Annotated in this window: 21 protein-coding genes; 11 read left to right on the forward strand and 10 right to left on the reverse strand. The window is 43.5% G+C overall.

Translation table 11 applies throughout. The features are described from left to right. Positions 1 to 33 precede the first annotated feature (33 nt). From hisA to hisIE, 3 genes are read left to right on the forward strand one after another with little or no spacing between them, the layout of a single operon-like run. The gene (gene hisA / locus WR49_RS09300) at positions 34 to 771 is read left to right on the forward strand and encodes a 1-(5-phosphoribosyl)-5-[(5-phosphoribosylamino)methylideneamino]imidazole-4-carboxamide isomerase (RefSeq protein WP_012604374.1); all 738 of its coding nucleotides are present in this window, start codon (positions 34 to 36) and stop codon (positions 769 to 771) included. After that, positions 753 to 1526, forward strand: a complete 774-nt coding sequence (gene hisF / locus WR49_RS09305; RefSeq protein WP_017057071.1) for an imidazole glycerol phosphate synthase subunit HisF — start codon at positions 753 to 755, stop codon at positions 1524 to 1526. The genes hisA and hisF overlap by 19 nt, the downstream gene beginning before the upstream one ends. Continuing rightward, the gene (gene hisIE, locus WR49_RS09310) at positions 1523 to 2173 is read left to right on the forward strand and encodes a bifunctional phosphoribosyl-AMP cyclohydrolase/phosphoribosyl-ATP diphosphatase HisIE (protein ID WP_046223816.1); all 651 of its coding nucleotides are present in this window, start codon (positions 1523 to 1525) and stop codon (positions 2171 to 2173) included. The genes hisF and hisIE overlap by 4 nt, the downstream gene beginning before the upstream one ends. A 147-nt stretch (positions 2174 to 2320) precedes the next feature. Here hisIE and WR49_RS09315 read toward each other — a convergent pair whose 3' ends face one another. The 4 genes from WR49_RS09315 to WR49_RS09330 form a co-directional block, all read right to left on the reverse strand. Then, complete coding sequence (locus tag WR49_RS09315) at positions 2321 to 2833, reverse strand: YchJ family protein (RefSeq protein WP_046223817.1); 513 nt, start codon at positions 2831 to 2833, stop codon at positions 2321 to 2323. Between the two features lie 115 nt (positions 2834 to 2948). After that, positions 2949 to 4166, reverse strand: coding sequence for an EAL and HDOD domain-containing protein (locus WR49_RS09320; protein WP_029627081.1), 1218 nt, complete (start codon positions 4164 to 4166; stop codon positions 2949 to 2951). A gap of 111 nt (positions 4167 to 4277) precedes the next feature. Continuing rightward, positions 4278 to 5024: a UDP-2,3-diacylglucosamine diphosphatase gene (lpxH, locus tag WR49_RS09325; RefSeq protein ID WP_046223818.1), complete on the reverse strand. Its 747-nt coding sequence runs from the start codon at positions 5022 to 5024 to the stop codon at positions 4278 to 4280. A 135-nt stretch (positions 5025 to 5159) separates the two neighbouring features. Further along, entirely contained in the window at positions 5160 to 5654 is a 495-nt protein-coding gene (locus tag WR49_RS09330) for a peptidylprolyl isomerase (RefSeq protein ID WP_017057076.1), read from the reverse strand. A 191-nt stretch (positions 5655 to 5845) separates the two neighbouring features. Between WR49_RS09330 and cysS the strand changes: the two genes are divergently transcribed. Both cysS and WR49_RS09340 read left to right on the forward strand, forming a co-directional pair. Continuing rightward, complete coding sequence (gene cysS / locus WR49_RS09335; protein WP_046223819.1) at positions 5846 to 7231, forward strand: cysteine--tRNA ligase; 1386 nt, start codon at positions 5846 to 5848, stop codon at positions 7229 to 7231. A gap of 85 nt (positions 7232 to 7316) precedes the next feature. Beyond that, positions 7317 to 7895 carry a thymidine kinase gene (locus WR49_RS09340; protein ID WP_017057078.1) on the forward strand — a complete coding sequence of 193 codons (579 nt, stop codon included), beginning with the start codon at positions 7317 to 7319 and terminating at the stop codon, positions 7893 to 7895. A gap of 183 nt (positions 7896 to 8078) precedes the next feature. On the opposite strand, the gene WR49_RS09345 is transcribed toward WR49_RS09340, so the two are convergent. From WR49_RS09345 to WR49_RS09355, 3 genes are all read right to left on the reverse strand, one after another. Further along, on the reverse strand, positions 8079 to 8744 hold the full coding sequence (locus tag WR49_RS09345) for a YdcF family protein (RefSeq protein ID WP_046223820.1): 666 nt from the start codon (positions 8742 to 8744) through the stop codon (positions 8079 to 8081). Then, entirely contained in the window at positions 8737 to 9591 is an 855-nt protein-coding gene (locus WR49_RS09350; RefSeq protein WP_046223821.1) for an NAD(P)H-binding protein, read from the reverse strand. The genes WR49_RS09345 and WR49_RS09350 overlap by 8 nt, the downstream gene beginning before the upstream one ends. A gap of 193 nt (positions 9592 to 9784) precedes the next feature. Next, positions 9785 to 10015 (reverse strand): TIGR02647 family protein, encoded by a 231-nt coding sequence (locus tag WR49_RS09355; RefSeq protein ID WP_010440041.1) that lies wholly within the window; start codon positions 10013 to 10015, stop codon positions 9785 to 9787. A gap of 256 nt (positions 10016 to 10271) precedes the next feature. Between WR49_RS09355 and WR49_RS09360 the strand changes: the two genes are divergently transcribed. Then, positions 10272 to 11579: a hypothetical protein gene (locus WR49_RS09360; RefSeq protein WP_046223822.1), complete on the forward strand. Its 1308-nt coding sequence runs from the start codon at positions 10272 to 10274 to the stop codon at positions 11577 to 11579. 287 nt (positions 11580 to 11866) lie between these two features. On the opposite strand, the gene WR49_RS09365 is transcribed toward WR49_RS09360, so the two are convergent. Further along, complete coding sequence (locus tag WR49_RS09365; protein WP_046223823.1) at positions 11867 to 12661, reverse strand: ABC transporter permease; 795 nt, start codon at positions 12659 to 12661, stop codon at positions 11867 to 11869. A gap of 437 nt (positions 12662 to 13098) precedes the next feature. On the opposite strand from WR49_RS09365, the gene torE reads away from it, so the two are divergent. The 3 genes from torE to torA are packed head-to-tail and all read left to right on the forward strand — an operon-like array spanning position 13099 to position 16999. Then, positions 13099 to 13281: a trimethylamine N-oxide reductase system protein TorE gene (torE, locus tag WR49_RS09370; protein WP_010440051.1), complete on the forward strand. Its 183-nt coding sequence runs from the start codon at positions 13099 to 13101 to the stop codon at positions 13279 to 13281. Between the two features lie 49 nt (positions 13282 to 13330). Continuing rightward, a complete protein-coding gene (gene torC, locus WR49_RS09375) occupies positions 13331 to 14512 on the forward strand; it encodes a pentaheme c-type cytochrome TorC (protein ID WP_046223824.1) in 1182 nt (393 codons plus the stop codon). A gap of 24 nt (positions 14513 to 14536) precedes the next feature. Continuing rightward, positions 14537 to 16999, forward strand: coding sequence for a trimethylamine-N-oxide reductase TorA (torA, locus tag WR49_RS09380; RefSeq protein WP_046223825.1), 2463 nt, complete (start codon positions 14537 to 14539; stop codon positions 16997 to 16999). A 292-nt stretch (positions 17000 to 17291) separates the two neighbouring features. Here the strand turns inward: torA and WR49_RS09385 are convergent, their stop codons facing one another. Continuing rightward, positions 17292 to 18506: a putative manganese transporter gene (locus WR49_RS09385; RefSeq protein ID WP_046223826.1), complete on the reverse strand. Its 1215-nt coding sequence runs from the start codon at positions 18504 to 18506 to the stop codon at positions 17292 to 17294. A 201-nt stretch (positions 18507 to 18707) separates the two neighbouring features. Here WR49_RS09385 and WR49_RS09390 point away from each other — a divergent pair, with 201 nt between their 5' ends. After that, a complete protein-coding gene (locus WR49_RS09390; RefSeq protein WP_017060302.1) occupies positions 18708 to 19613 on the forward strand; it encodes a manganese-dependent inorganic pyrophosphatase in 906 nt (301 codons plus the stop codon). 149 nt (positions 19614 to 19762) lie between these two features. Then, complete coding sequence (locus WR49_RS09395) at positions 19763 to 20152, forward strand: DUF2750 domain-containing protein (RefSeq protein WP_004734596.1); 390 nt, start codon at positions 19763 to 19765, stop codon at positions 20150 to 20152. Between the two features lie 96 nt (positions 20153 to 20248). On the opposite strand, the gene WR49_RS09400 is transcribed toward WR49_RS09395, so the two are convergent. Then, positions 20249 to 21049, reverse strand: coding sequence for a DUF2927 domain-containing protein (locus WR49_RS09400; protein WP_443083152.1), 801 nt, complete (start codon positions 21047 to 21049; stop codon positions 20249 to 20251). Positions 21050 to 21097: the final 48 nt, after the last annotated feature.

A 21097-nucleotide genomic window follows, 5' to 3' on the forward strand; every position in this document is an offset into this window, starting at 1 on the left:
GCAGCGGCTAACGTTGCCCTATAAGGAATGTAAATGATTATTCCCGCGTTAGATTTAATTGAAGGCCAAGTAGTTCGCTTATTCCAAGGAGACTACGGGCAAGTAACAGAATACAAAGTAGACCCAGCAGAGCAGTTTAATCTGTATCACCAAGCTGGGGCTGGTTGGCTGCACCTTGTTGACTTAACGGGCGCAAAAGACACAACGGCTCGTCAGTTAGACTTGATTGCTAAGCTACTGGCTAGTACGCCTGCGAATATCCAGATTGGTGGTGGCGTGCGTAACGAACAAGATGTCGTTGATCTGCTAGAAGCTGGCGCACAGCGCGTTGTGGTTGGTTCTACAGCCGTTAAGCAACCAGAGTTGGTGAAAGGTTGGATGGAGAAGTACGGCGCGGAAAAAATCGTGCTTGCTCTGGACATCAACATTGACGAAAGCGGCACACGCAAAGTGGCGATTTCAGGTTGGCAAGAAGATTCAGGCGTGACCATTGAAGCGCTAATTGAAGACTACCTCACGGTTGGTCTTAAACACGTTCTGTGTACCGACATTTCACGTGATGGCACGCTAGAAGGATCAAACGTAGAGCTTTACGTTGACCTTTGTAAGCAGTATCCACAAGTGCAATTCCAATCATCGGGCGGTATTGGCAGCCTAGCTGATATCGAAGCGCTTAAAGGCAGCGGCGTTGCGGGTGTGATTGTTGGTCGTGCGCTACTTGATGGCAAGTTTACCGCAGAGGAGGCATTTGCATGTTGGCAAAGCGAATAATCCCTTGTTTGGATGTCCGTGACGGACAAGTGGTGAAGGGCGTTCAGTTCCGTAACCACGAAATCATTGGCGACATCGTTCCGTTAGCACAGCGCTATGCGGAAGAGGGCGCTGATGAACTGGTATTTTATGACATCACCGCATCAAGTGACGGTCGCGTGGTTGATAAGAGCTGGGTAAAACGCGTAGCTGAAGTGATCGATATTCCTTTCTGTGTGGCTGGTGGTATTAAATCAGCGGAAGATGCAGCGCGCATTCTTGAGTTTGGTGCTGATAAAGTATCGATCAACTCTCCTGCACTAGCTAACCCTCAGTTGATCACTGACCTTGCTGATAAGTTCGGCGTGCAGTGCATCGTTGTTGGTATCGACTCATACTTCGACAAAGAGACCGGTAAATATCAGGTTTACCAATTTACTGGCGATGAAGCGCGTACTAAAGCAACCAAGTGGGAAACCAAAGATTGGGTGAAGGAAGTACAAAAGCGTGGCGCAGGTGAGATTGTGTTAAACATGATGAACCAAGATGGTGTTCGTAATGGTTACGATATTGATCAGTTAAACATGGTACGCGAAGTGTGTAATGTACCTTTGATTGCGTCTGGTGGTGCGGGTGCGATGGAACACTTTGCTGAAGCCTACAAGAAGACAAACGTGGACGGGGCGCTAGCGGCTTCGGTATTCCACAAACAAGTCATTAATATTGGTGAACTTAAACAATATTTAAAACAACAAGATGTAGAGGTGCGACTATGAGTTTTGAAACCGCAAGCTTATCAAAAACAACAGTAGGCGCATTATCAGAGCGTATTAACTGGGAAAAAGTAGATGGTTTAGTTCCAGCCATTGTTCAAGATTACCAATCTAGCCAAGTGTTAATGATGGGATACATGAACCCTGCAGCACTGGAGAAAACCGGTGAAACTGGCAATGTTACGTTTTTCTCTCGTACTAAAGAGCGTTTGTGGACCAAAGGCGAAACGTCTGGCAACGTGTTAAAGCTGCAAAATATTGCCTTGGACTGTGACAATGACACCTTGCTGGTTAAGGTTAATCCCATTGGCCCAACGTGCCACACTGGTACCACAACGTGCTGGGATGGAGACAAGCAAGAAGAGTCTCAGATGGTGTGGCTTCATCAGCTTGAGCAGCTACTGGCTGCCCGCAAGGACGCAGACCCTGAGTCTTCTTATACTGCCAGTCTATATGCCCGTGGCACCAAGCGTATTTCGCAAAAAGTGGGCGAAGAAGGCGTTGAAGTCGCGCTTGCGGCGACGTCGGGTGATAAGGCGGAATTAGTGTGTGAATCAGCAGATTTGATTTACCACCTGCTTGTATTGCTACAAGACCAAGGTCTATCGATGGATGACGTTATCAACAAGCTGAAAGAGCGCCATAAGTAAGATCTCTTTAGAGTCATAGAACTACCTAGAAGACAGAAAAAAGCCCTGTAGACAGCTATGTTTACGGGGCTTTTTAGCTGGCTATTCCGAGGAGCCTGAGTGACTTAAAAGATCTCATTCAGTGCTTTGTTACCTTAAACGTTGGCCTTACCCGCAGCACTTTTTATACTTTCTTCCACTACAACAGATACAAGGGTCATTGCGACCAATCTTAAAGCTTTCCACCGTTTGATTTAAGCGAGGATCTACCTCTGGCTGCGTGGTTTCTTCCTGTTCGGGAAAGGTTCCATCAATGTAGTACCAAAGACCGCCTTCACGAACGAAACGTGATCGCTCTTGCATACAAAATTGTGAATCGCCGTCGTTGAAGTAAGCTTTAAACTCAACGAAACCTTCGTTCTCGTGTGAACCTGCAGCAGTATTGATGACTTCTAAGCCCGCCCAACCACTGTTGATAGATTCGGCAATGCCTTCTCTTTGTGCTTCTGCATTACAGCTAGGGTGGTAGGTAGCAACGACATAATCAACCAAACCCAACACGTGCGCTGAATAACGAGAGCGCATTAGTTGCTCGGGTGTTTCAATATTTTTGTGGTCAAGGTGTGCCGCTTCACAGCACTGTTGGTAAGTGTTTTGGCTACCGCATGGGCATAAAGACATAGTCTGGTCCTGTAAAAATGGCCTCTAGTAAGAGGCCACAAATAAATGCGTTGAAGTTTAACAAGAAATGATTACTCACCAAAGTTTAGTTTCTATCGCAGCAGTTGTGAGGCGACTATTTTAATGGAGGTGATAACAGTTCTTGAGCCCAAGTTGTGGCTTCATCATAAGCTTGGCCGAGTTGAGTTTCACTTAAGTTAAGCAGTTTCCGAATACGCGTAGCTTCGTCCCATTCAGCCTGCTCATAAGCGATGACCATTGCCATGATCGCTCCTAACACGCCTTTTCTTTGTATCAAAGCCTGCTTGATCTCTTCATCAATGGGGACAGAGTCCAAAACGTGCTTCAACGGTTGGTCAAATAGTGAATCGAGTAGGGAGAACATACCAGTCAAAAAGGCTTGTCCGGGTTCGACTTTTACATTCATCTTTTCTACCAATAGTTCACACTGACGAGCACGCAGTACTGCTAAACCATAAAGTGAGTCTGGTTTATCTTCTTTCGCTGATGCAATCGCCACAAGTGAGACAAACTTCCGCAGCTTTTGTTCTCCAAGAAAAATAAGCGCTTGTCGGAATGAACGAATCATCGTTGCTGAACCGCCGGCGGAGTTCACGTAGGTGAGTAGCTTATAAGAAAGTGTCACATCCAAGGTTATCAAGCGTTCTACTTCACTAAAATCAATGGGGTCATGAGCTATTTCTTTTAACAACTGAACGATAGTTAAAAAGGCAGGATTTAGAGCTCGAGTTTGAATCATTTCTGGTTTACTAAAGAAATAACCTTGAAAATAGGTAAAGCCTGCTTGATTCGCCTCTTGATACTCATCGTAAGTCTCGACTTTTTCAGCAAGAAACTTGATATTCAGCCCTTTTAGCGAGGTCATGAACATCGAAGCTTTCTCAATTGAGATCTGGCGGATATCAAATTTGATAATCGATATGTAGGGTAAGAAACGCTTCCAAGCTTTGCTTGGCACAAAATCATCTAATGCGATGGTGTAGCCCGCATCATAGATAGTCTTGATTGCTTCAAGTAATTCGTCTGTTGGTTCGCAGTCCTCAAGCACCTCTACAACGAGGCTTTCTTTGGGGAACAAAGTAGGAACTAAGTTAATCAAGCTTGCATAAGGAAAGTTAACGAACCCAAGCCTATCACCCAGTGTATTGTAGTGAGTTGACAAGAAGTGATCTGAAAGTAAACGACTAGTAGCGAGCTCCGGTTCTACTTCAGGGAAAGTGTTCTTAGGACCATCCCTGAATAGCAACTCGTAACCTATGGTTTTTTTGTCTGTGTCGAGTATTGGTTGACGTGCTACATATGAATATTTCAACTTGGTACTGTGTTCGGTTTATTTCTGATAGAGAAATGATAGCTAATTCGGTAGAAATTACCATCTACAATCTTAGAAAGTCTGATCGATAATTATAATCAAAGTAAAAGTTTAAGAGTAATGTTGAAAGCTATTGCCAAACTCTCGATTCTGTAGTTCAAAACCTTTTGGAGTGAAGACTAAAACTGAGCCTTGCGTGTACCAATCACCAAGTACTATACGTGTTTTAGTGCAGCTATTGGCATTAAAGGTGTGGATGTCGGGGCGGTGAGTATGTCCGTGTATCATTAAATTTACGTGGTTTTGCTCCATCACACTTTCAACTTCTTGTTGCGTCACATCCATGATGTCTAAAGATTTAGTCTGTTTGTCATCTTTGATATCAGATTGAACTTTAGAGACGATTTTCTTTTTAATAAAAAACGGAATTTTATTGAAGATCCATTGTAACCAAGGTTGATGAACTTTTTCTCTAAAGGCGAGATACTTTACATCTTCGGTACATAAGGTATCACCATGCAACACAACGGCTTTTTGTCCGTAGATATCGATCGTCGATACTTCGTTTAGAAGTTGCACGCCTGTTTGTTTGGCAAATTTTTTGCCGACGAGGAAATCACGGTTACCTTGAGTGAAGTAGCAAGGTACACCCGTTTTTACTAGGTCAATAAACGCTTGGCGTATGGAAGTCGCGAACTCACTTTTGTCGTCGTCACCAATCCAGAACTCGAAAAGGTCACCTAAGACGTAGAGTGCATCAGCTTCTACCGCTTCGTTCTTCATAAATGTTAAGAAGCAGTCGGTGATGTCTTGTCTTGACGGAGTAAGGTGCAGATCTGAAATAAAATATGTTTTCATAGGTCCAAAAAAGGGAGCAATTCGCTCCCTATATCCTGATTTTTATCGGCTCATCAATTATTCATACTAGAGCGTGTTGAGCTTTCTCGGTCATATTTAATTCGAGAGCAACACGCTCTAACCGAAAGCGATGAATTAAGCTTCGATTGTAGTACCAGTGATGATCACTTCTTCTAGAGGTACATCTTGGTGCATGCCCATAGAGCCAGTGCTCACACCTTTAATCTTGTTTACGATGTCCATGCCTTCAACAACTTCAGCAAATACACAGTAACCCCAGCCGTCTAAGCTTTCGCTACGGAAGTTAAGGAAAGAGTTGTCGTTTACGTTGATAAAGAACTGAGAGCTCGCTGAATGCGGTTCCATAGTACGAGCCATTGCAAGTGTACCTACTTTGTTAGTTAGGCCGTTGTTTGCTTCGTTCTTGATTGTTGCGCGAGTCGCTTTTTCTTTAAGGCCAGAAGTCATACCGCCGCCTTGAATCATGAAACCATCGATAACACGGTGGAATAGCGTGTTGTCGTAGAAACCGTCACGGCAATACTGTAGGAAGTTTGCGCTTGTTTCTGGTGCTTTTTCTTCGTTAAGTTGAACTTTGATGTCACCAAAATTTGTGTGAAGGATGATCATGATTGTTACCTTACTGTCTTTTTAATATGAAGTTCGAATTCTAGCGCATGTTGGCTGACTTTCAAATCACCAAATCATTCACTTAACTGGATTGTTTAAGCTAATTACTGCTTTGGGGGATTACCTAATAACGCATGAATTGATATACTTGCTGTCTTATTTTGATTAATACACAAATATAGATAGAGATCATGCTGAAAATTTATAACACACTCACAAGACAGAAAGAGGAATTCAAGCCAATTACAGCCGGTAAAGTCGGCATGTATGTCTGTGGGGTAACCATCTACGATCTCTGTCACATTGGTCATGGCCGTACGTTCGTCTCTTTTGACGTCGTAACTCGGTACCTGCGTTACCTTGGTTACGATTTGAACTTTGTTCGTAACATCACAGATATCGATGACAAAATCATCAAGCGTGCTAACGAGAACGGTGAGTCTTGTGATTCTCTTACTGAGCGTCTGATCAATGAAATGTATGCTGATTTTGATGCTTTGAACATGAAACGCCCAGATGTTGAGCCTCGTGCCACAGAATTCATCACTGAAATTGTCGAGCTAGTAGAAAAACTAATTCAACGTGGTTTTGCTTATGTAGCAAGCAACGGTGATGTGATGTTTGAAGTGAAGAAGTTTGACGAGTACGGCAAATTGTCTAAGCAAGATCTTGAGCAGCTTCAAGCCGGTGCTCGTGTAGACGTTGATTCTGCAAAACGTAGCCCATTAGACTTTGTGCTTTGGAAAATGTCTAAGCCAGGTGAACCAACATGGGAATCGCCATGGGGCCCTGGTCGTCCAGGTTGGCACATTGAATGTTCAGCAATGAACTCTTCTATACTTGGTAATCATTTTGATATCCACGGCGGTGGTTCAGATTTACAATTTCCTCACCACGAAAATGAAATCGCGCAATCTTGCTGTGCGCATGGCACTCAGTATGTAAATACTTGGATGCACAGTGGTATGGTGATGGTAGACAAAGAAAAGATGTCTAAGTCGTTAGGTAACTTCTTCACTATTCGTGATGTATTAGCACATTACGATGCTGAAACGGTTCGTTACTTCTTAATGTCTGGTCACTACCGTAGCCAACTTAACTACAGTGAAGATAATCTGAACCAAGCACGAGCTTCACTAGAGCGTTTATATACGTCACTTCGTGGCTTAGATTTAACGGCAGCTCCTGCTGGTGGTGAAGAGTATGTAACTCGATTCTCGACAGCGATGAACGATGATTTCAACACTCCTGAAGCGTATTCAGTATTGTTCGAAATGGCTCGCGACATTAACCGTATTAAGACTGAAAGTATCGAGAAAGCCAGCGCTCTTGGTGCGTTGATGCGTGAATTAGCGGACATCATTGGTATTCTTCACCAAGACCCAGAAGCTTTCCTAAAAGGTAATGCAGTGGATAATGATGAGGAAGTCGCTGAAATCGAAGCATTAATCAAACTGCGTAATGATTCCCGTGCTTCTAAGGATTGGGTGAACGCCGACCTTGCACGTGATAAATTGAACGAGTTGGGTATTGTTCTGGAAGATGGTCCAGAAGGGACGACATGGCGTCGCAAGTAAATTCTATATAGAGAGGGCTGATTGTCAGCCCTTTTTTTTAAGCAAAAACTCTTTTATTTCTCCTTTACCTAACAGGAATATTTCTGTGGCTCAGATGTATTTTTATTACTCGGCAATGAATGCGGGTAAATCAACAACGCTTCTTCAATCTTCATTCAACTACCAAGAGCGTGGTATGACGCCAGTGATCTTTACTGCAGCGTTAGACGATCGCTATGGCATTGGTAAAGTGAGCTCACGAATTGGTCTGCAATCTGAAGCTCAACTTTTTATGAATGACACGAATTTGTTTAATGCGGTTCAAGAGCTAAACGAAATAGAAAAACGCCACTGTGTATTGATCGATGAGTGCCAGTTCTTATCGAAAGAGCAGGTGTACCAATTAACTGAAGTGGTCGATAAACTGCATATCCCAGTACTTTGCTACGGTTTACGTACTGACTTTCTGGGGGAGTTATTTGAAGGTAGCCGTTACTTATTATCTTGGGCCGATAAACTCGTAGAACTAAAAACGATTTGCCACTGTGGCCGAAAAGCGAACATGGTGATTCGTACTGATGAGCACGGGGTGGCTATTGCTGAAGGTGACCAAGTTTCCATTGGTGGTAATGACCAATATGTTTCTGCTTGCCGTCAGCATTATAAAGAAGCATTAGGAAAATAAGCGGCTCTTTAATCGGTGTTGTTAAAACTAAAAACGGTGGCCAAGAGCCACCGTTTTACTTATTGAACTACTAATTCTGCTTTATATCAATCGTCGTAAATAACGGGTCACTCTAGCTTGCTAAACACTCGAAAATGTCAGCTTTGCTCCTGCGCTATTTATGATCACTTACTGTGATTGGTATTATTCGAAGCCCAATTTTTTCAATGCTCGATAGGCGTGATCAACATCGTTGGGAATAGGCATCTCAATCTGAAACCCCTGGATTGGGTATAATTTTATTCTCTCAAAATCGGCAATTAACGCGCCTAACACCATATCTAATGACAGCTCTTCATTATAATAATCGTCCCAATTTCTCCATTGTGAAGTCACAGTGAGTTCCGAAGCTTCGTCAGGCCATTGTTTACTGAAAGTAGCGTAAGTACGTTTCTCCATAAAGGGTTTCTGTACCAAGGTAAGTCGCTTTGGTGATAGCCCGCGTTGTTTGAGTAACTCGTAAGTAAAGCGTACATTTTCACCCGTATTGGTTGCGTATTTCTCTATAATAATGTCTGAGTCGGGTACGCCACAATCTCTTGCGATAGCCGCAAATGTTTCGGCTTCTGAGCGCTCAAAAACCTCTTCGGTAAAGCGTCCCACACCGCCAGAAAAAACGATATAAGGTGCTATTTTTTTGTGATAAAGCTCAGATGCGTATTCAGCCACACGAGTATCATTACTGCACAAAACAAAAATACAGTCAGAAGGCTTTACCTTGTGACCCATAGACATAAAATTCCAAAGGGTGTCGATCGCGCGGTGTAGTTTAATGCTGGGATCTTTCTTCGCTGTAGATAGTTCAGTCATGAAGTGCATCCAATGTGGATTCGAATTTAAACGAATAACCTAAGTCGAGAATTTTTTTCGATGAGATCAGCTTGTCGGGTGTATCGACAACTGGTGGTAGAGGCTCGCTGCTGTTGGCGCTTTTCAGTGCTGCGGCATAAAACTCCGCCTTACTTACAGTATTTGGGGTGGTCACATTAACAACTTCATTGTGTAGCTGGTTAATGGCGAAGTCGATAGCACCAATAGCATCGTCAAGGTGGAGCATATTGGCTGGGGCTTGGGTACTGACCTGTTTCAGTTTACTTGCAAACCTTGATGGATGACGACTAGGCCCAATCAACCCACTAAAACGTAAAATGGTGTAGTCGATGCTGGAATCTATCACCAATTGTTCTGCTTGCAGCATAACTCGTGCGTTATCGGAAAATGAATACGTTTGTTCGTCGTCTGAAATGGCAAGGGTGAGTGAGGCATCTTCCTCTTTTAGTACCCCAGGTTTGGTTGGGTACACCGTCGTTGAGCTAACCATAATGAGCTTCTTAACGTTTGCCTTCTGACAAGCTTGGGTTAGCTGTTTCCAGTAATCGGCATACTGTTGGCCTGCACCTTTTCTAAAGCCAGGAGGGAAGCTACCAATCACAATCTCGGCATTGTTTTCGAGTAACAGCGAATAAAGTTGACCGACAGTTTGCTCTGCCTGTGATGAGTCAAACCGAAATACTTCACAGGGAATACGATCGCGGCCAATCGCGTCAGCTCCTGCTTGGGTCGTTTTCGTAACCACCACTCGGTTACCATGTTTCTCTAGATGCTCAGATAAAGGTGCACCTACCCATCCCGCACCGACTATAAATATAGAAGCCATGTGTTCCTCACAACTGTAAGTTATGGATTTACAATAATATCAACCGTAGTAACTAACGGGTGACCAAGCTTTTTCGTACGCTATTGCTGCTTAGTCAATTACTGTGATTGGTATAAGCCTAACAAACCTTTGCCCAAAAATGAAAAAACTCCACGGCCGAGGCAAGTGGAGTTTTTATTGGAACAATGGAACTTTAGTTTAGTACGCGAATGAGTTTGTCTGCGCGCTCAGCCATCTCAATACCTTCATCAGTTAGGTAACCGCCGTCTGGTTGAGTACAAAGATTCTTTTCGAATAGACGCTTAACGGCGTCTTGAGTTTCTTGAGCAGCCTCTTGATGAACTTTAATACCAGTAGCGGCGCTACTTACATCAAATTGAAGAAGGAGGTTTAAATCAGCAATATGTTCAGCGTTGTACTTCATAATTAACCTATATTGATAACGTTCTCTATCCTCACCTTAGTGCGCATTCTCAGCTCAATCAATAGTAAATAAAAAGAATTGATAAGTGACACGAAATTGGGTGATTAATCGCCGATTGATGGGTTTGTTTTGGTGATGTTGGGTTATTTTTGCTCGGTTGAGTCATCGGTGATGTTTATTGCTAAGTGGTTGTAATATATTGAGGCTAGAAATATATTGCATTGAGCGAATATTGTATAAAAAAGGATATGCATCAGTGAGAGCGAACAAAGTAGCATTAGTTGTTAGTATGCTATTTGCTATCGCAGGGTGTCAGAGTACACCTTCCGAGCAGACAGAAGCGAATCAAACCACAAACAACAATAATGGGTCAACAGTCGAGATCCGTTCTTTTCATTCTGTCGAAAGCGTTTACTCCGAGTGGGAAGCGAAGCTTGAAGACTATGCGCAGTTGTCTCTCTATGCTCCAGAGAATTACAATGAACTGTTAGACGCATGGGATGATGCTGAAAGCATTTATGCGGACCTACTGAAAGACAAGTCTCGGCTCACTCAGAGTTATTCGATTTTTTCGAGTTTAACGTATGCCGAAGCTTTTGATGAAAAAATTGCTGTGATCAAATCAAACTATGACTCGATTTTAGTATTAAAGACAAAAGCGGATCGAGTACTTGCCGATTCGATAGCGCAAATGGAGTACCTTAAGTTTCTTGGTGCAGATACCATGTTTACATCGCGCTATAAGACGTTGTATTCAGAATACAGCGAATTATTTGAATACGTACTCGTTGATGAACTTGAAGACGCTCAAGAAGCGCAGGTGGAATTTCTCAATAATGCTCGTTTATTAGAAATAAAAGTCGCGCATAAGAAATACATCGAACCTTTGAAGGACGAATTAGAGTTCTTAGAGGATGAAGACTTTGATGACGTTGTTCCATTAACGTTTGCTAAAGCGACTTCTCGAATCGTGTTGGCCGAAAATCAAGTGAAAGCAAGCCCACGTGAAAAGTCGATCATTGAAGACGCGGTTCATGCTGCGGAGTTTGAGTTGAACCACGTGCGCAGTGTCGCTCATGAAGTAAAAATGCTCGCGAGCGTGAAAGGGGATAAGTTCGAACAATCCGTTTTGAATGCTGAGAATCAGCTATTAAGCATTTCGCAAGTAGTGAATGATGAAGATTACCGCGATGTTGGGTTGCGTCAACAATCTCAGAAGATTGTAGAGAGCGTTAAAGCACTAAAGAGCTTAGACATGACCTCGTTGTTGAAATCTGAGATCGAAGCTTTGACCGAGCAGTTAGCTAAGTTAGAAAGTCAGAATCAGCAGCAGGTACAACAACTGTCTGAGGCGACCAAACATAATGAGCTATTAGATGAGCAGATTACCAAAAGTGATGATCATATAAAAAGCTTGGAAGAGTTGGTGGACAGTTTGAAAAGCTTAGGTGGTAAAATGGCCAATGAAAGCGATGCTGACATAGTACCTTCTAACGTTGAATCTAATCTTGAAGATGCGGCTTTAGAGCAATCATCAGAAGAAGAGATTGAGCCTTCGGTTTAGCATAACTAATTTTGTGTATTTGTTATCATTGAGTTGAAAGCGCCTAATGGCGCTTTTTTATTTGTGGAAAACCTACTTCTTTATTTCTCTAATGATCATTTAAAGACTTAACAGCGCTAATCAAGATATGGACATATGTCTTTGAAATAAAGCAAGGTTCAATAACAATGATCTTTCCAGTGGTTAAAATGGACAAAAAAGGATCGTGGTGTTTTTGGTTATCCACATTTTCTGTGGATAACCTGTATCAAATTCAGTGAGTAACCAGTTTCTTGGTTGGGGGGAGGTCAGTGCTCTGGCTTTACCTGAGCAAGGACTCGACCTTCTTTTGTTAAAGTAGTCTTCAATGAAAGGTGAAGAGCCAGTGCCAGAGAGCAGCTCATCATCACGAAAATCGCCAGCATGATCATCAGTTGATATTTAATCGCGATCATTGGCGAAGCGCCACCCAAAATCTGACCTGTCATCATTCCAGGTAGTGTCACTAAGCCTGTGGTCGCCATAGAGGCCATAATTGGAGACATCGCTTTCTGTATCGCATTGCGCACAAAAGGTGCAGCAGCATAGGTTGGAGACGCGCCTAATGCGATTGCCGCTTCATATTCTGATTTCTGCGTTTCAAAAGCACCAAACAAATTCTGCAATGCCACTATATTACTGCTTAAACTATTACCCAATAACATACCAGCAATGGGAATAAGGTATTGCGCGTTGAAAACAGGTGTCGGCTGAATGATGAAAAAGCAAATAAACAAGACAATAGGAACACAAGTGACCGTAAGGCTCACAATGACCGGTGCTAAAAGTAGGTTCTTAGGTAGCTTCGACTTTTCAACAATCGAGCTCGCTCCCACTACGATCATAACGAGTAACCACAACAAATTGACCCATAAACTATTCAAAGTAAACAAATACTCTAGGTAAAGACCCACAAGAAACAGCTGAATAACCATGCGAATGATACTAATAGAGGCTTCTTTTCCAAGGCCGAGTTTCAGCTTGTGGTTGATGGCAATGGGCAGCAAGAGAAGTGAACTGAAGAATAACAACTGCCACCAAGATATATCAATAACGTCTTGCATAGTGCTTCCTTTTAAGTAGGCCTCCATCATATCTGAAAGTGCCAAATGATGCATTTCAGCTTCAAACCCGTCGATTCAAAAAATGCTCAATTATTTAACAAGCAAAGTACAAAATATTGGTTGTTTGAGGCTTTTTTGGCTACTACTTAGTAGGTAAAACGTTAAAGTTAGTTACAGTGCGGTTGCATAAATGTTGGATTTTAACATTTGTGAAATATACTTAATTCTTCACATTTGTTAATACTTTTTAATAACTTTGTTTAACTAAAAACAAGTTTGGATGAGCTCAAAAAAGTATTGATTAGCAAGGGTTATAAGGGGAGATTTGATTGAACCCTACTTTGAGTATGGTCTAAAATTTGTTGTTAGATACTCAAGAACTTTAGCCCCATAGAATGGGTTACTCGAAATTACTAAATACAAAATAGGCAAAATGTATGAGTGATGTTAAAAAAATTGAAACTGGCGAAAAACGCTCGTTGGAGTGGAAGTCATTCCTCTTCATTGCGGTGGTTCTCTTTCCAATATTAAGTGTGGCTTTTGTAGGCGGTTACGGCTTCATAGTTTGGGCACTACAAGTATTCGTATTCGGACCTCCTGGTGCTCACGGCGGCATGTAATGCCCTCTAGTAACAACTTTTTTTAAACCAATATTTAAGAGAGCTAAACATGAAATCATTTTTAGTGAAATTATGGCGCACAATGACTCGCCCAGCAGTACACATCAGTCTTGGTGTACTAACAATGGGTGGCTTTATCGCCGGTGTTATTTTCTGGGGTGGTTTTAACACTGCGTTAGAAGCAACAAACACAGAAGAGTTTTGTGTGAGCTGTCACACCATGCGTGATAATGTATACGTAGAACTTCAAGAAACGGTTCACTGGAAAAACACATCTGGTGTACGCGCGACTTGTCCTGACTGTCACGTTCCACATGAATGGACAGCAAAAATTGCTCGTAAGATGCAAGCATCTAAAGAAGTATTCGCTCAGGTATTTGGTGACCTAGATACACCTGAGAAATTCGAAGCTCGTCGTATTGAGTTGGCTAAGCATGAATGGGATCGTTTCTCTTCGAACAAATCTCTAGAATGTAAAAACTGCCACAACTACGATTCAATGGATTTCGAAAACATGCGCCCAACAGCGCGTATCCAAATGAAGAACGCGGCAGAGCGTGACCAAAGCTGTGTTGACTGTCACAAAGGTATCGCACACAACCTTCCATTAGATATGGAATCGGCAAGTGGTATCGTGGGTGAACTAGAAAACGTTGCGAGCAGCACGTCTTACTCTGAAGGTAATGAGGTTATCTCAATCCGTCACCTTCCAATGTACACGGATGAAACGGCTGAAGTTGAAGCGGGCCTGCTCAGCCCAGCGAGTAAAGTAGCCGTGATCGATGAAAAAGGTGACATGATCAAGATTCAAATCGACGGTTGGCGTAAAGCGAAAGGCTTCGGACGTGTCATCCAAGAAGACTTCGGTATGAACATCTCAACGGCAATCTTGACGAAAGAAGTCTCACAAAGTGACGTAATCACTGTTGGTGAGAAGAAAGAAGATGAGCTAACGGGCCTACCGTGGGAGGAAGTTAACCTAGCACTTTGGATGAAGAAAGAGTCTATGGTTGATGATTTTGGGCCAATCTGGAACGCTGCTGGTCAAGCGTATCAAACCAACTGCTCAACTTGTCACTCACAACCTGATGAAGCTCACTTTAGTGCTAACAGTTGGGTAGGCATGCTAGATGGTATGATCGCATTCGTTAACTTCGATACAGATACAGAAGCACTTGTTCTTAAGTATCTACAGAAGCACTCATCAGATTTTTCTGAAGGCCATCACTAATAAGACGTCAATTGGAGTAACACAATGGCAATTACAAGAAGAAGTTTTCTGAAAGGTGTCGCTACTACAAGTGCGGCATCTGTTATTGGCCCAAGCTTATTGGCGTCAGCGTCGGCTTCAGCAGCAGAAACTGATGGTACGTGGAAAGTCTCTGGTTCTCACTGGGGGGCATTCCGAGCTCGTGTTTATGCGGGTAAAGTACAAGAAATTAAGCCTCTCGAAATCGATCAACATCCAACGGAGATGTTGAAAGGTATCAAAGGTATTATCTACAGCCCATCTCGTGTGCGTTACCCAATGGTTCGCCTAGATTGGTTGAAGAAGCACAAGTACAGCGCAGACACGCGTGGTAACAACCGCTTCATTCGTGTGACTTGGGACGAGGCACTAGACCTTGTTTACCGCGAATTAGAGCGCGTACAGAAAGATTACGGTCCATGGGCGCTTCACACAGGTCAAACTGGTTGGAGACAAACAGGTCAGTTCCACAGTTGTACTAACCACATGCAACGTGCAATGGCACTTCACGGTTACTCTGTGAAGAAAATCGGTGACTACTCAACAGGTGCTGGTCAAACGATCATGCCTTACGTGCTAGGTTCTACTGAAGTTTACGCGCAAGGGACATCTTGGGAACTCATCCTAGAAAACAGTGACAACATTGTTCTTTGGGGTAACGATCCAGTGAAAAACCTGCAAGTAGGTTGGACATGTGAGACTCACGAGTCGTTCGCATACCTAGAACAGCTGAAAGAGAAAGTTGCTAAGAAAGAGATCAACGTTGTTTCTGTTGACCCTGTTCAAAATAAAACAGGCCGTTACTTAGAAAACGAGCAAATGTACATCAACCCACAAACTGATGTGGCGTTCATGCTGGGTGTTGCTCACGTTCTTTACAACGAAGGCCTATACGACAAGAAGTTCATCGATACTTACTGTCTAGGTTTTGAAGACTTCATCAAGTACGTTCAAGGTGAAACGAAAGATAAAGTTGAGAAGACTCCGGAATGGGCTTCCGCTATCTGTGGCGCAAGCGCGGACTCAATTCGTGATTTCGCTAAGATGCTGGTTAACGGTCGTACACAGATTCTTGTTGGTTGGAGTATCCAACGTCAAGAACACGGTGAGCAGCCTTACTGGATGTGTGCCGTTATTGCAGCAATGGTTGGCCAAATTGGTCTTCCAGGCGGCGGTATCTCTTACGGTCACCACTACTCAGGTATCGGTGTATCTTCAACTGGCTTCGCTGCTCCGGGTTCATTCCCATTGAACATCGACCAAGGTCAATCGCCTAAGCATACCAACACAGATTACAACGGTTACAGCCGCGTAATTCCGGTTGCTCGCTGGGTAGATAGCTTGTTAGAGCCTGGTAAGAAGATCAAAGCGAACGGTTCTACTGTAACGCTACCAGATATTAAGATGATGGTATTCAGTGGTAACAACCCGTGGCACCACCACCAAGATCGCAACAAGATGCGTAAAGCATTCAAGAGCCTACAAACTGTAGTGGCTGTTGATTTCGCTTGGACTGCAACTTGTCGTCACTCTGATATCGTGCTTCCTGCATGTACTCAGTGGGAACGTAACGATATTGATGGTTACGGCGCGTACTCTGGTCGTGGTTTGATCGCGATGCACAAACTAGTCGATCCTCTGTTCCAGTCTAAAACTGACTTCGAGATTATGTCTAGCCTAACTAAGCGTTGGGGTCGTTACGACGATTATACGCGTGGTATGGACGAAATGCAGTGGGTTAAATCTCTGTATGACGAATGTCGTGCATCAAACGAAGGCAGCTTCGAAATGCCTGAGTTTGCTGAGTTCTGGGAGAAAGGTTTCCTAGACTTCGGTAAAGGTAAGCCATGGACTCGTCACGCTTCATTCCGTGAAGATCCAGAGATCAACGCACTAGGTACGCCTTCTGGTTTCATCGAAATTACAAGCCGTACTGTTGGCAACATGGGTTACGAGCACTGTCAAGAACACCCTATGTGGTTTGAGAAATCTGAACGTTCACACGGTGGTCCAGGCTCTGACAAACATCCGTACTGGCTACAATCTTGTCACCCAGACAAGCGTCTTCACTCTCAGATGTGTGAGTCTGAAGAGTGGCGTGCGACTTACGCAGTACAAGGCCGTGAGCCAATCTACATCAACCCAGTAGATGCTAAGAAGAAAGGTATCAAAGATGGCGATGTAGTACGTGTGTTCAACGACCGTGGTCAACTGCTAGCGGGTGCTGTTCTAATGGATAGCTATGCTCCTGGTGTTGTTCGTATCGAAGAAGGTGCTTGGTACGGTCCGATCAACGAGAAAGTGGGCGCGTTAGATACATACGGCGATCCAAACACACTAACTCAAGATATTGGTACGTCTGAACTTGCTCAAGCAACGTCAGCAAACACGTGTTTGGTTAACTTCGAGAAGTTCCAAGGCAAATTGCCTCCAGTAACTTCATTCGGTGGTCCAATCGAAGTTTCTTAAGTCTTGTACCTAAGAACCAAGATTAAAGCTTGAATTAAGCCCCTGTAAGTACTCTTACAGGGGCTTTTTGTATTTTAGATGTCTGTGTTGGTGTTTCTAAATAAGCATTGTACAGGGCTAATAGAGGGCATTTTTGATACAGGCTGTAACGTGCTGTTTGAGAGCAGTAGTAGAAACAGTGAAGCAGGAAGGGAAGGGAAAAAAACTGTGGAAAGACTTAGGCTGACGGGAACAAAAAGGCCGATACAAAGTACCGACCTTACAGAAGCCTATGGAGTTAAATCTACTCAAGTTAGATCTCAAACATAAACCAATAACCGTATGCACAAATCAAAGCGGGGACACTGGAGTACACCGTCGCGACAAGCGCTGCTTTAGGTGCCATCGCAATCGCAGGAAATAATGCGTCACCGTCGTTAGAAATGGCGTTACCTACCTGAGCCGAAAGTGGCAGTGCGCCGGAAAGGTACAAGCTAGTGACCAATAATTGCGGCCCACAGCCCGGTAGCAATCCCATCAATACGCCCGCGAGGGGGAGCATGATCCCCCAACTTGAAAATAGCGTCGTAAAGTCCACATTTGCTAGCACTGAGCCAAATTCAAAGAAAAGAAAGGCAACCACCACCCATGCAGTAACGAAGTTAGTATCTTGAGCCGTTTTTTGTAGTGGATGAGAGCCTACACATTTCTCGTCTTCACTTACGACTGATTTGTAATCTTCAATTTCACGAGTCAGCCCCCATAGAAACATCGAGCTAATCAGCAAAATAGTTCCTGCCCATTCCATCGACATTTCGGGCAAAGCGAGCAACTCATTCACATCCACTTGAAAAGAGACAAGTAGCGCCACTGCAGCGCCAGGAATAATCAGTACAGACCATAGGTAGCCCTGTAGGTTGATCGCTTTTTTAGAAACAGCTTCTTTGTCTTGGGATTGAGATGAGCAACTGAGAACTGCTTCATTTTGTTCAGCCTGTTTTGGGCGTAAAAAATCATCCGCATGGAACAGGTTAATGACTCTGCCTGACGCTGTACCGACAATCACGCCCATTGCCATCATGGCTAAACCTGTTTTAGGTTCGCTCGCGATTAATAGGAAGGCGGCATCACCCATGGTGGAGACAAGAACGGCAACAACCGCACCAAACCCGAGCTTACCGGATATAAATTGCGTAGTAACGACTATCGCACCACCACAACCAGGTAATGCACCCATTAGCGCAGCAAACACCACTTGATTCGAACGAGATTGATGGACGAGTTTATTGAAGACGTTATCTTTGTTGATGTACAGGCTTAACCAGTGGTAAATAGCCAAGGTTAAAGCGACATAACAAGACACCGCCCAGAAAGCATCTGACAAGGTGGTGACCGTCAATTCTCGCGTGGCAGGAACCGCGACTAAAGCTGAAAGTGAGATAGGCAAAAGCAGGCGCTTAAATGACAGTGAAAACTGAGTTGTTTTCGCAGCGCTACTGCTTGGCAAAAAAGAGATTAGTCGATCCATAGGTGTTACTCAAAATTAGTGGCTTAAGATAAATATATACGAATGATAATAATTATCAATTGCATTTGTTGTTTTTTTATCTATTGTTACTATTGGCTAAACCCACGAAACATGACCAATCTAAAAAAATGAGGTAAAGTATGGCTAATAAAGAGAGGCTCTAAAGGTAGAGTCATAATTGTTAGTGTAATAGGAAGAAACATGATTTTAGTTGTTGGTCACAAAAACCCTGATAGTGACAGTATTTGTAGTGCGTTAGTTGCAACAGAGCTTCTTAAAGCTCGTGGCGAGGAAGCGACACCAATTCGCCAAGGCGAGATCAACCGCGAAACTCAACACATTCTAGAAGTTGCTGGTGCTGAAAAGCCAGAGCTTCGTACTTCTGTTGCTGGTGAAAAAATCTGGCTAGTAGACTACTCAGACCTAGCACAAGCACCGGATGATGTTGCTGATGCAGAGATCGTAGGTATTGTCGATCACCACCGTCTAGGCGACGTGATGACAGTAAACCCAATGGAAGCTTGGATCTGGCCTGTTGGTTGTACAAACACTGTACTTTTCAACATGTTCAAGATTGAAGGTCACGCAATCTCTCAACAAATCGCTAAACTAATGATGTCTGCAATTCTTTCAGACACAGTTGGTTTCGCTTCTCCAACATGTACTCAAAAAGACAAAGACGCCGTTGCTGAGCTTGCTGAAATCGCTGGCGTAACAGACGTTGATGCTTTCATCAAAGCACTTCTAATCGCTAAAACAAACATTGAAGGCCTATCTGCTGCACAGCTAGTAGAAAAAGACCTTAAAGGCTACCCATTTAACGGTCGTGATGTTGTTGTTGGTCAAGTTGAACTTGCGACTCTTGAGCAAGTAGACGGCATGATCGAAGCGCTAGAAGCTGATCTTGAAGAGCGTTGTGAGAAAGATGGTCTAGCATTTGCTGCGGTAATGCTAACTGACATCACTACTGCGCAAACTCGCCTTCTTTACAAAGGTGAGTGGGCTGAGAAATTGGTTAAGCACGAGAAAGACGGCGTATTGATGATGGAAAATACACTAAGCCGTAAGAAGCAAGGCTGGCCTTGGCTGCAAGGTGAGCTTGTTTAATCAAGTTACTTAATAATAAACGCCTGCTACTTTAGCAGGCGTTTTTCTTTGAAGTAGACTTTCTTCTTCATCGATAATGTTTGAAGTTAAAAGCACTCGGCATAAAATAGCTTTGAGAGCAAAGTTACTGACTAAAGTAGGAAATTAAGATGACTACACAGCTAGACGATAAAAAAATCGCTGAAATCAACAAGTATACGGGCGAGCAACGCCTAAAATACTGTGTGAAAGAAATCGTAGCAAACCGTGAAGTATGGATCTTAACCGATGAACACGGTTGTGTAATGCTGAACACAGAAGATGAAGACTGTGTTCCAGTATGGCCAAACCAAGAGTTCGCAGAGTCATGGGCAACGGGTGATTGGTCTGAGTGTAAAGCTGAGTCTATTTCGCTAAACAAGTGGCACAGTCGTTGGACGAACGGTCTAGAAGACGATGAACTTGCTGTTGTAGTATTCCCGAACGAGCAAGAAGAAGGCGTTATCCTGTTCCCTGATGAATTCGACTTCGAATTGAAAAAGCAGGCCGCTAAGCGCTAGTTCTTTCGAATATAGTAACATCGTAAGTCAGCGTTGCCTTTCTTAGGCAGCGCTATCATTCAATTATCCCATCTAAGCTGTTTCAACGTATATTCGTCAATACCCAATCAACTGATACAAAGGCGCTTGCTGTGCGGCTTTAGAAGCTTGCTGAAGCACACCTGTTTTGCTGTATCTCTTGAGTATCTTTCGAACGATCGGTTTTACTTCAGGTTTTGTCATTCCAGCTATCAATTCTGGTTCATACAGTAGTTGCAGTAGCAACACATCTAAGGGTGATAATAAGTCTTCTGGTGTGTGGTCGTTGAAAATAGAAGGGTAGGCTTTATCTGAATCATTCGGTAGGCCTAGAACCTGTGTGATCTCTTCTACGATACAGGCGATCAGCTTACCTTGCGATCTTGCCTGATCTACGGGAATCACAATCCCAGCGTATACAATCTCACCTTTAGAATTGGTTCGATAGCCCGCCGTGCAGATGGCGCTATTTAAATGCTGAGTTGATTTGAGCTTGAGCACCGATTTCGCCTCAGATACCCACTGACTCTGCCTCGTGTATATCCATTTAACGTTCGCTTCGGACTCTTTACTGACGATTGTTATCGGATGCTGGGTGACTTCAGATAAGTGTTGGATATGAAGCTCTGTCAGCTCTTGATGCAGTGCTTTATCGCCGACTCGGTGATCGACCCATATGTTGATTGGCTGTTTCCATTTGGCGAGAGGTTTATTACCCTGGGAGTATTCATGTTGGAGCGCAACATCGTAAAATGCATTTTCGACAAACGTTTTATCAAGCCAAGTCAGCGGAGTGCTGACAACGTTGAAAGAAAGCAATGTGAATAGGGGAAATACCAAGAATAGGAGTGGTGCGAAAATTGAAGTTCGTCTCAGCACGTGTTTCTCCTCATTGAGGTCAATATTGAATCTGTTCTCCCACCTCTC

This window comes from Vibrio sp. ECSMB14106, assembly GCF_000972265.1.
GTDB classification, from domain to species: Bacteria; Pseudomonadota; Gammaproteobacteria; order Enterobacterales; family Vibrionaceae; genus Vibrio; species Vibrio kanaloae.

Coding starts and splice junctions, on each gene's coding strand:
- WR49_RS09315 (WP_046223817.1), bottom strand. CDS start 2,833: ATGTCTTTATGCCCATGCGGTAGCCAAAACACTTACCAACAGTGCTGT.
- torC (WP_046223824.1), top strand. CDS start 13,331: ATGAAATCATTTTTAGTGAAATTATGGCGCACAATGACTCGCCCAGCA.
- cysS (WP_046223819.1), top strand. CDS start 5,846: ATGCTGAAAATTTATAACACACTCACAAGACAGAAAGAGGAATTCAAG.
- WR49_RS09355 (WP_010440041.1), bottom strand. CDS start 10,015: ATGAAGTACAACGCTGAACATATTGCTGATTTAAACCTCCTTCTTCAA.
- WR49_RS09390 (WP_017060302.1), top strand. CDS start 18,708: ATGATTTTAGTTGTTGGTCACAAAAACCCTGATAGTGACAGTATTTGT.
- WR49_RS09395 (WP_004734596.1), top strand. CDS start 19,763: ATGACTACACAGCTAGACGATAAAAAAATCGCTGAAATCAACAAGTAT.
- WR49_RS09365 (WP_046223823.1), bottom strand. CDS start 12,661: ATGCAAGACGTTATTGATATATCTTGGTGGCAGTTGTTATTCTTCAGT.
- hisA (WP_012604374.1), top strand. CDS start 34: ATGATTATTCCCGCGTTAGATTTAATTGAAGGCCAAGTAGTTCGCTTA.
- WR49_RS09345 (WP_046223820.1), bottom strand. CDS start 8,744: ATGACTGAACTATCTACAGCGAAGAAAGATCCCAGCATTAAACTACAC.
- WR49_RS09385 (WP_046223826.1), bottom strand. CDS start 18,506: ATGGATCGACTAATCTCTTTTTTGCCAAGCAGTAGCGCTGCGAAAACA.
- torE (WP_010440051.1), top strand. CDS start 13,099: ATGAGTGATGTTAAAAAAATTGAAACTGGCGAAAAACGCTCGTTGGAG.
- lpxH (WP_046223818.1), bottom strand. CDS start 5,024: ATGAAAACATATTTTATTTCAGATCTGCACCTTACTCCGTCAAGACAA.
- torA (WP_046223825.1), top strand. CDS start 14,537: ATGGCAATTACAAGAAGAAGTTTTCTGAAAGGTGTCGCTACTACAAGT.
- WR49_RS09350 (WP_046223821.1), bottom strand. CDS start 9,591: ATGGCTTCTATATTTATAGTCGGTGCGGGATGGGTAGGTGCACCTTTA.
- hisF (WP_017057071.1), top strand. CDS start 753: ATGTTGGCAAAGCGAATAATCCCTTGTTTGGATGTCCGTGACGGACAA.
- WR49_RS09330 (WP_017057076.1), bottom strand. CDS start 5,654: ATGATCATCCTTCACACAAATTTTGGTGACATCAAAGTTCAACTTAAC.
- hisIE (WP_046223816.1), top strand. CDS start 1,523: ATGAGTTTTGAAACCGCAAGCTTATCAAAAACAACAGTAGGCGCATTA.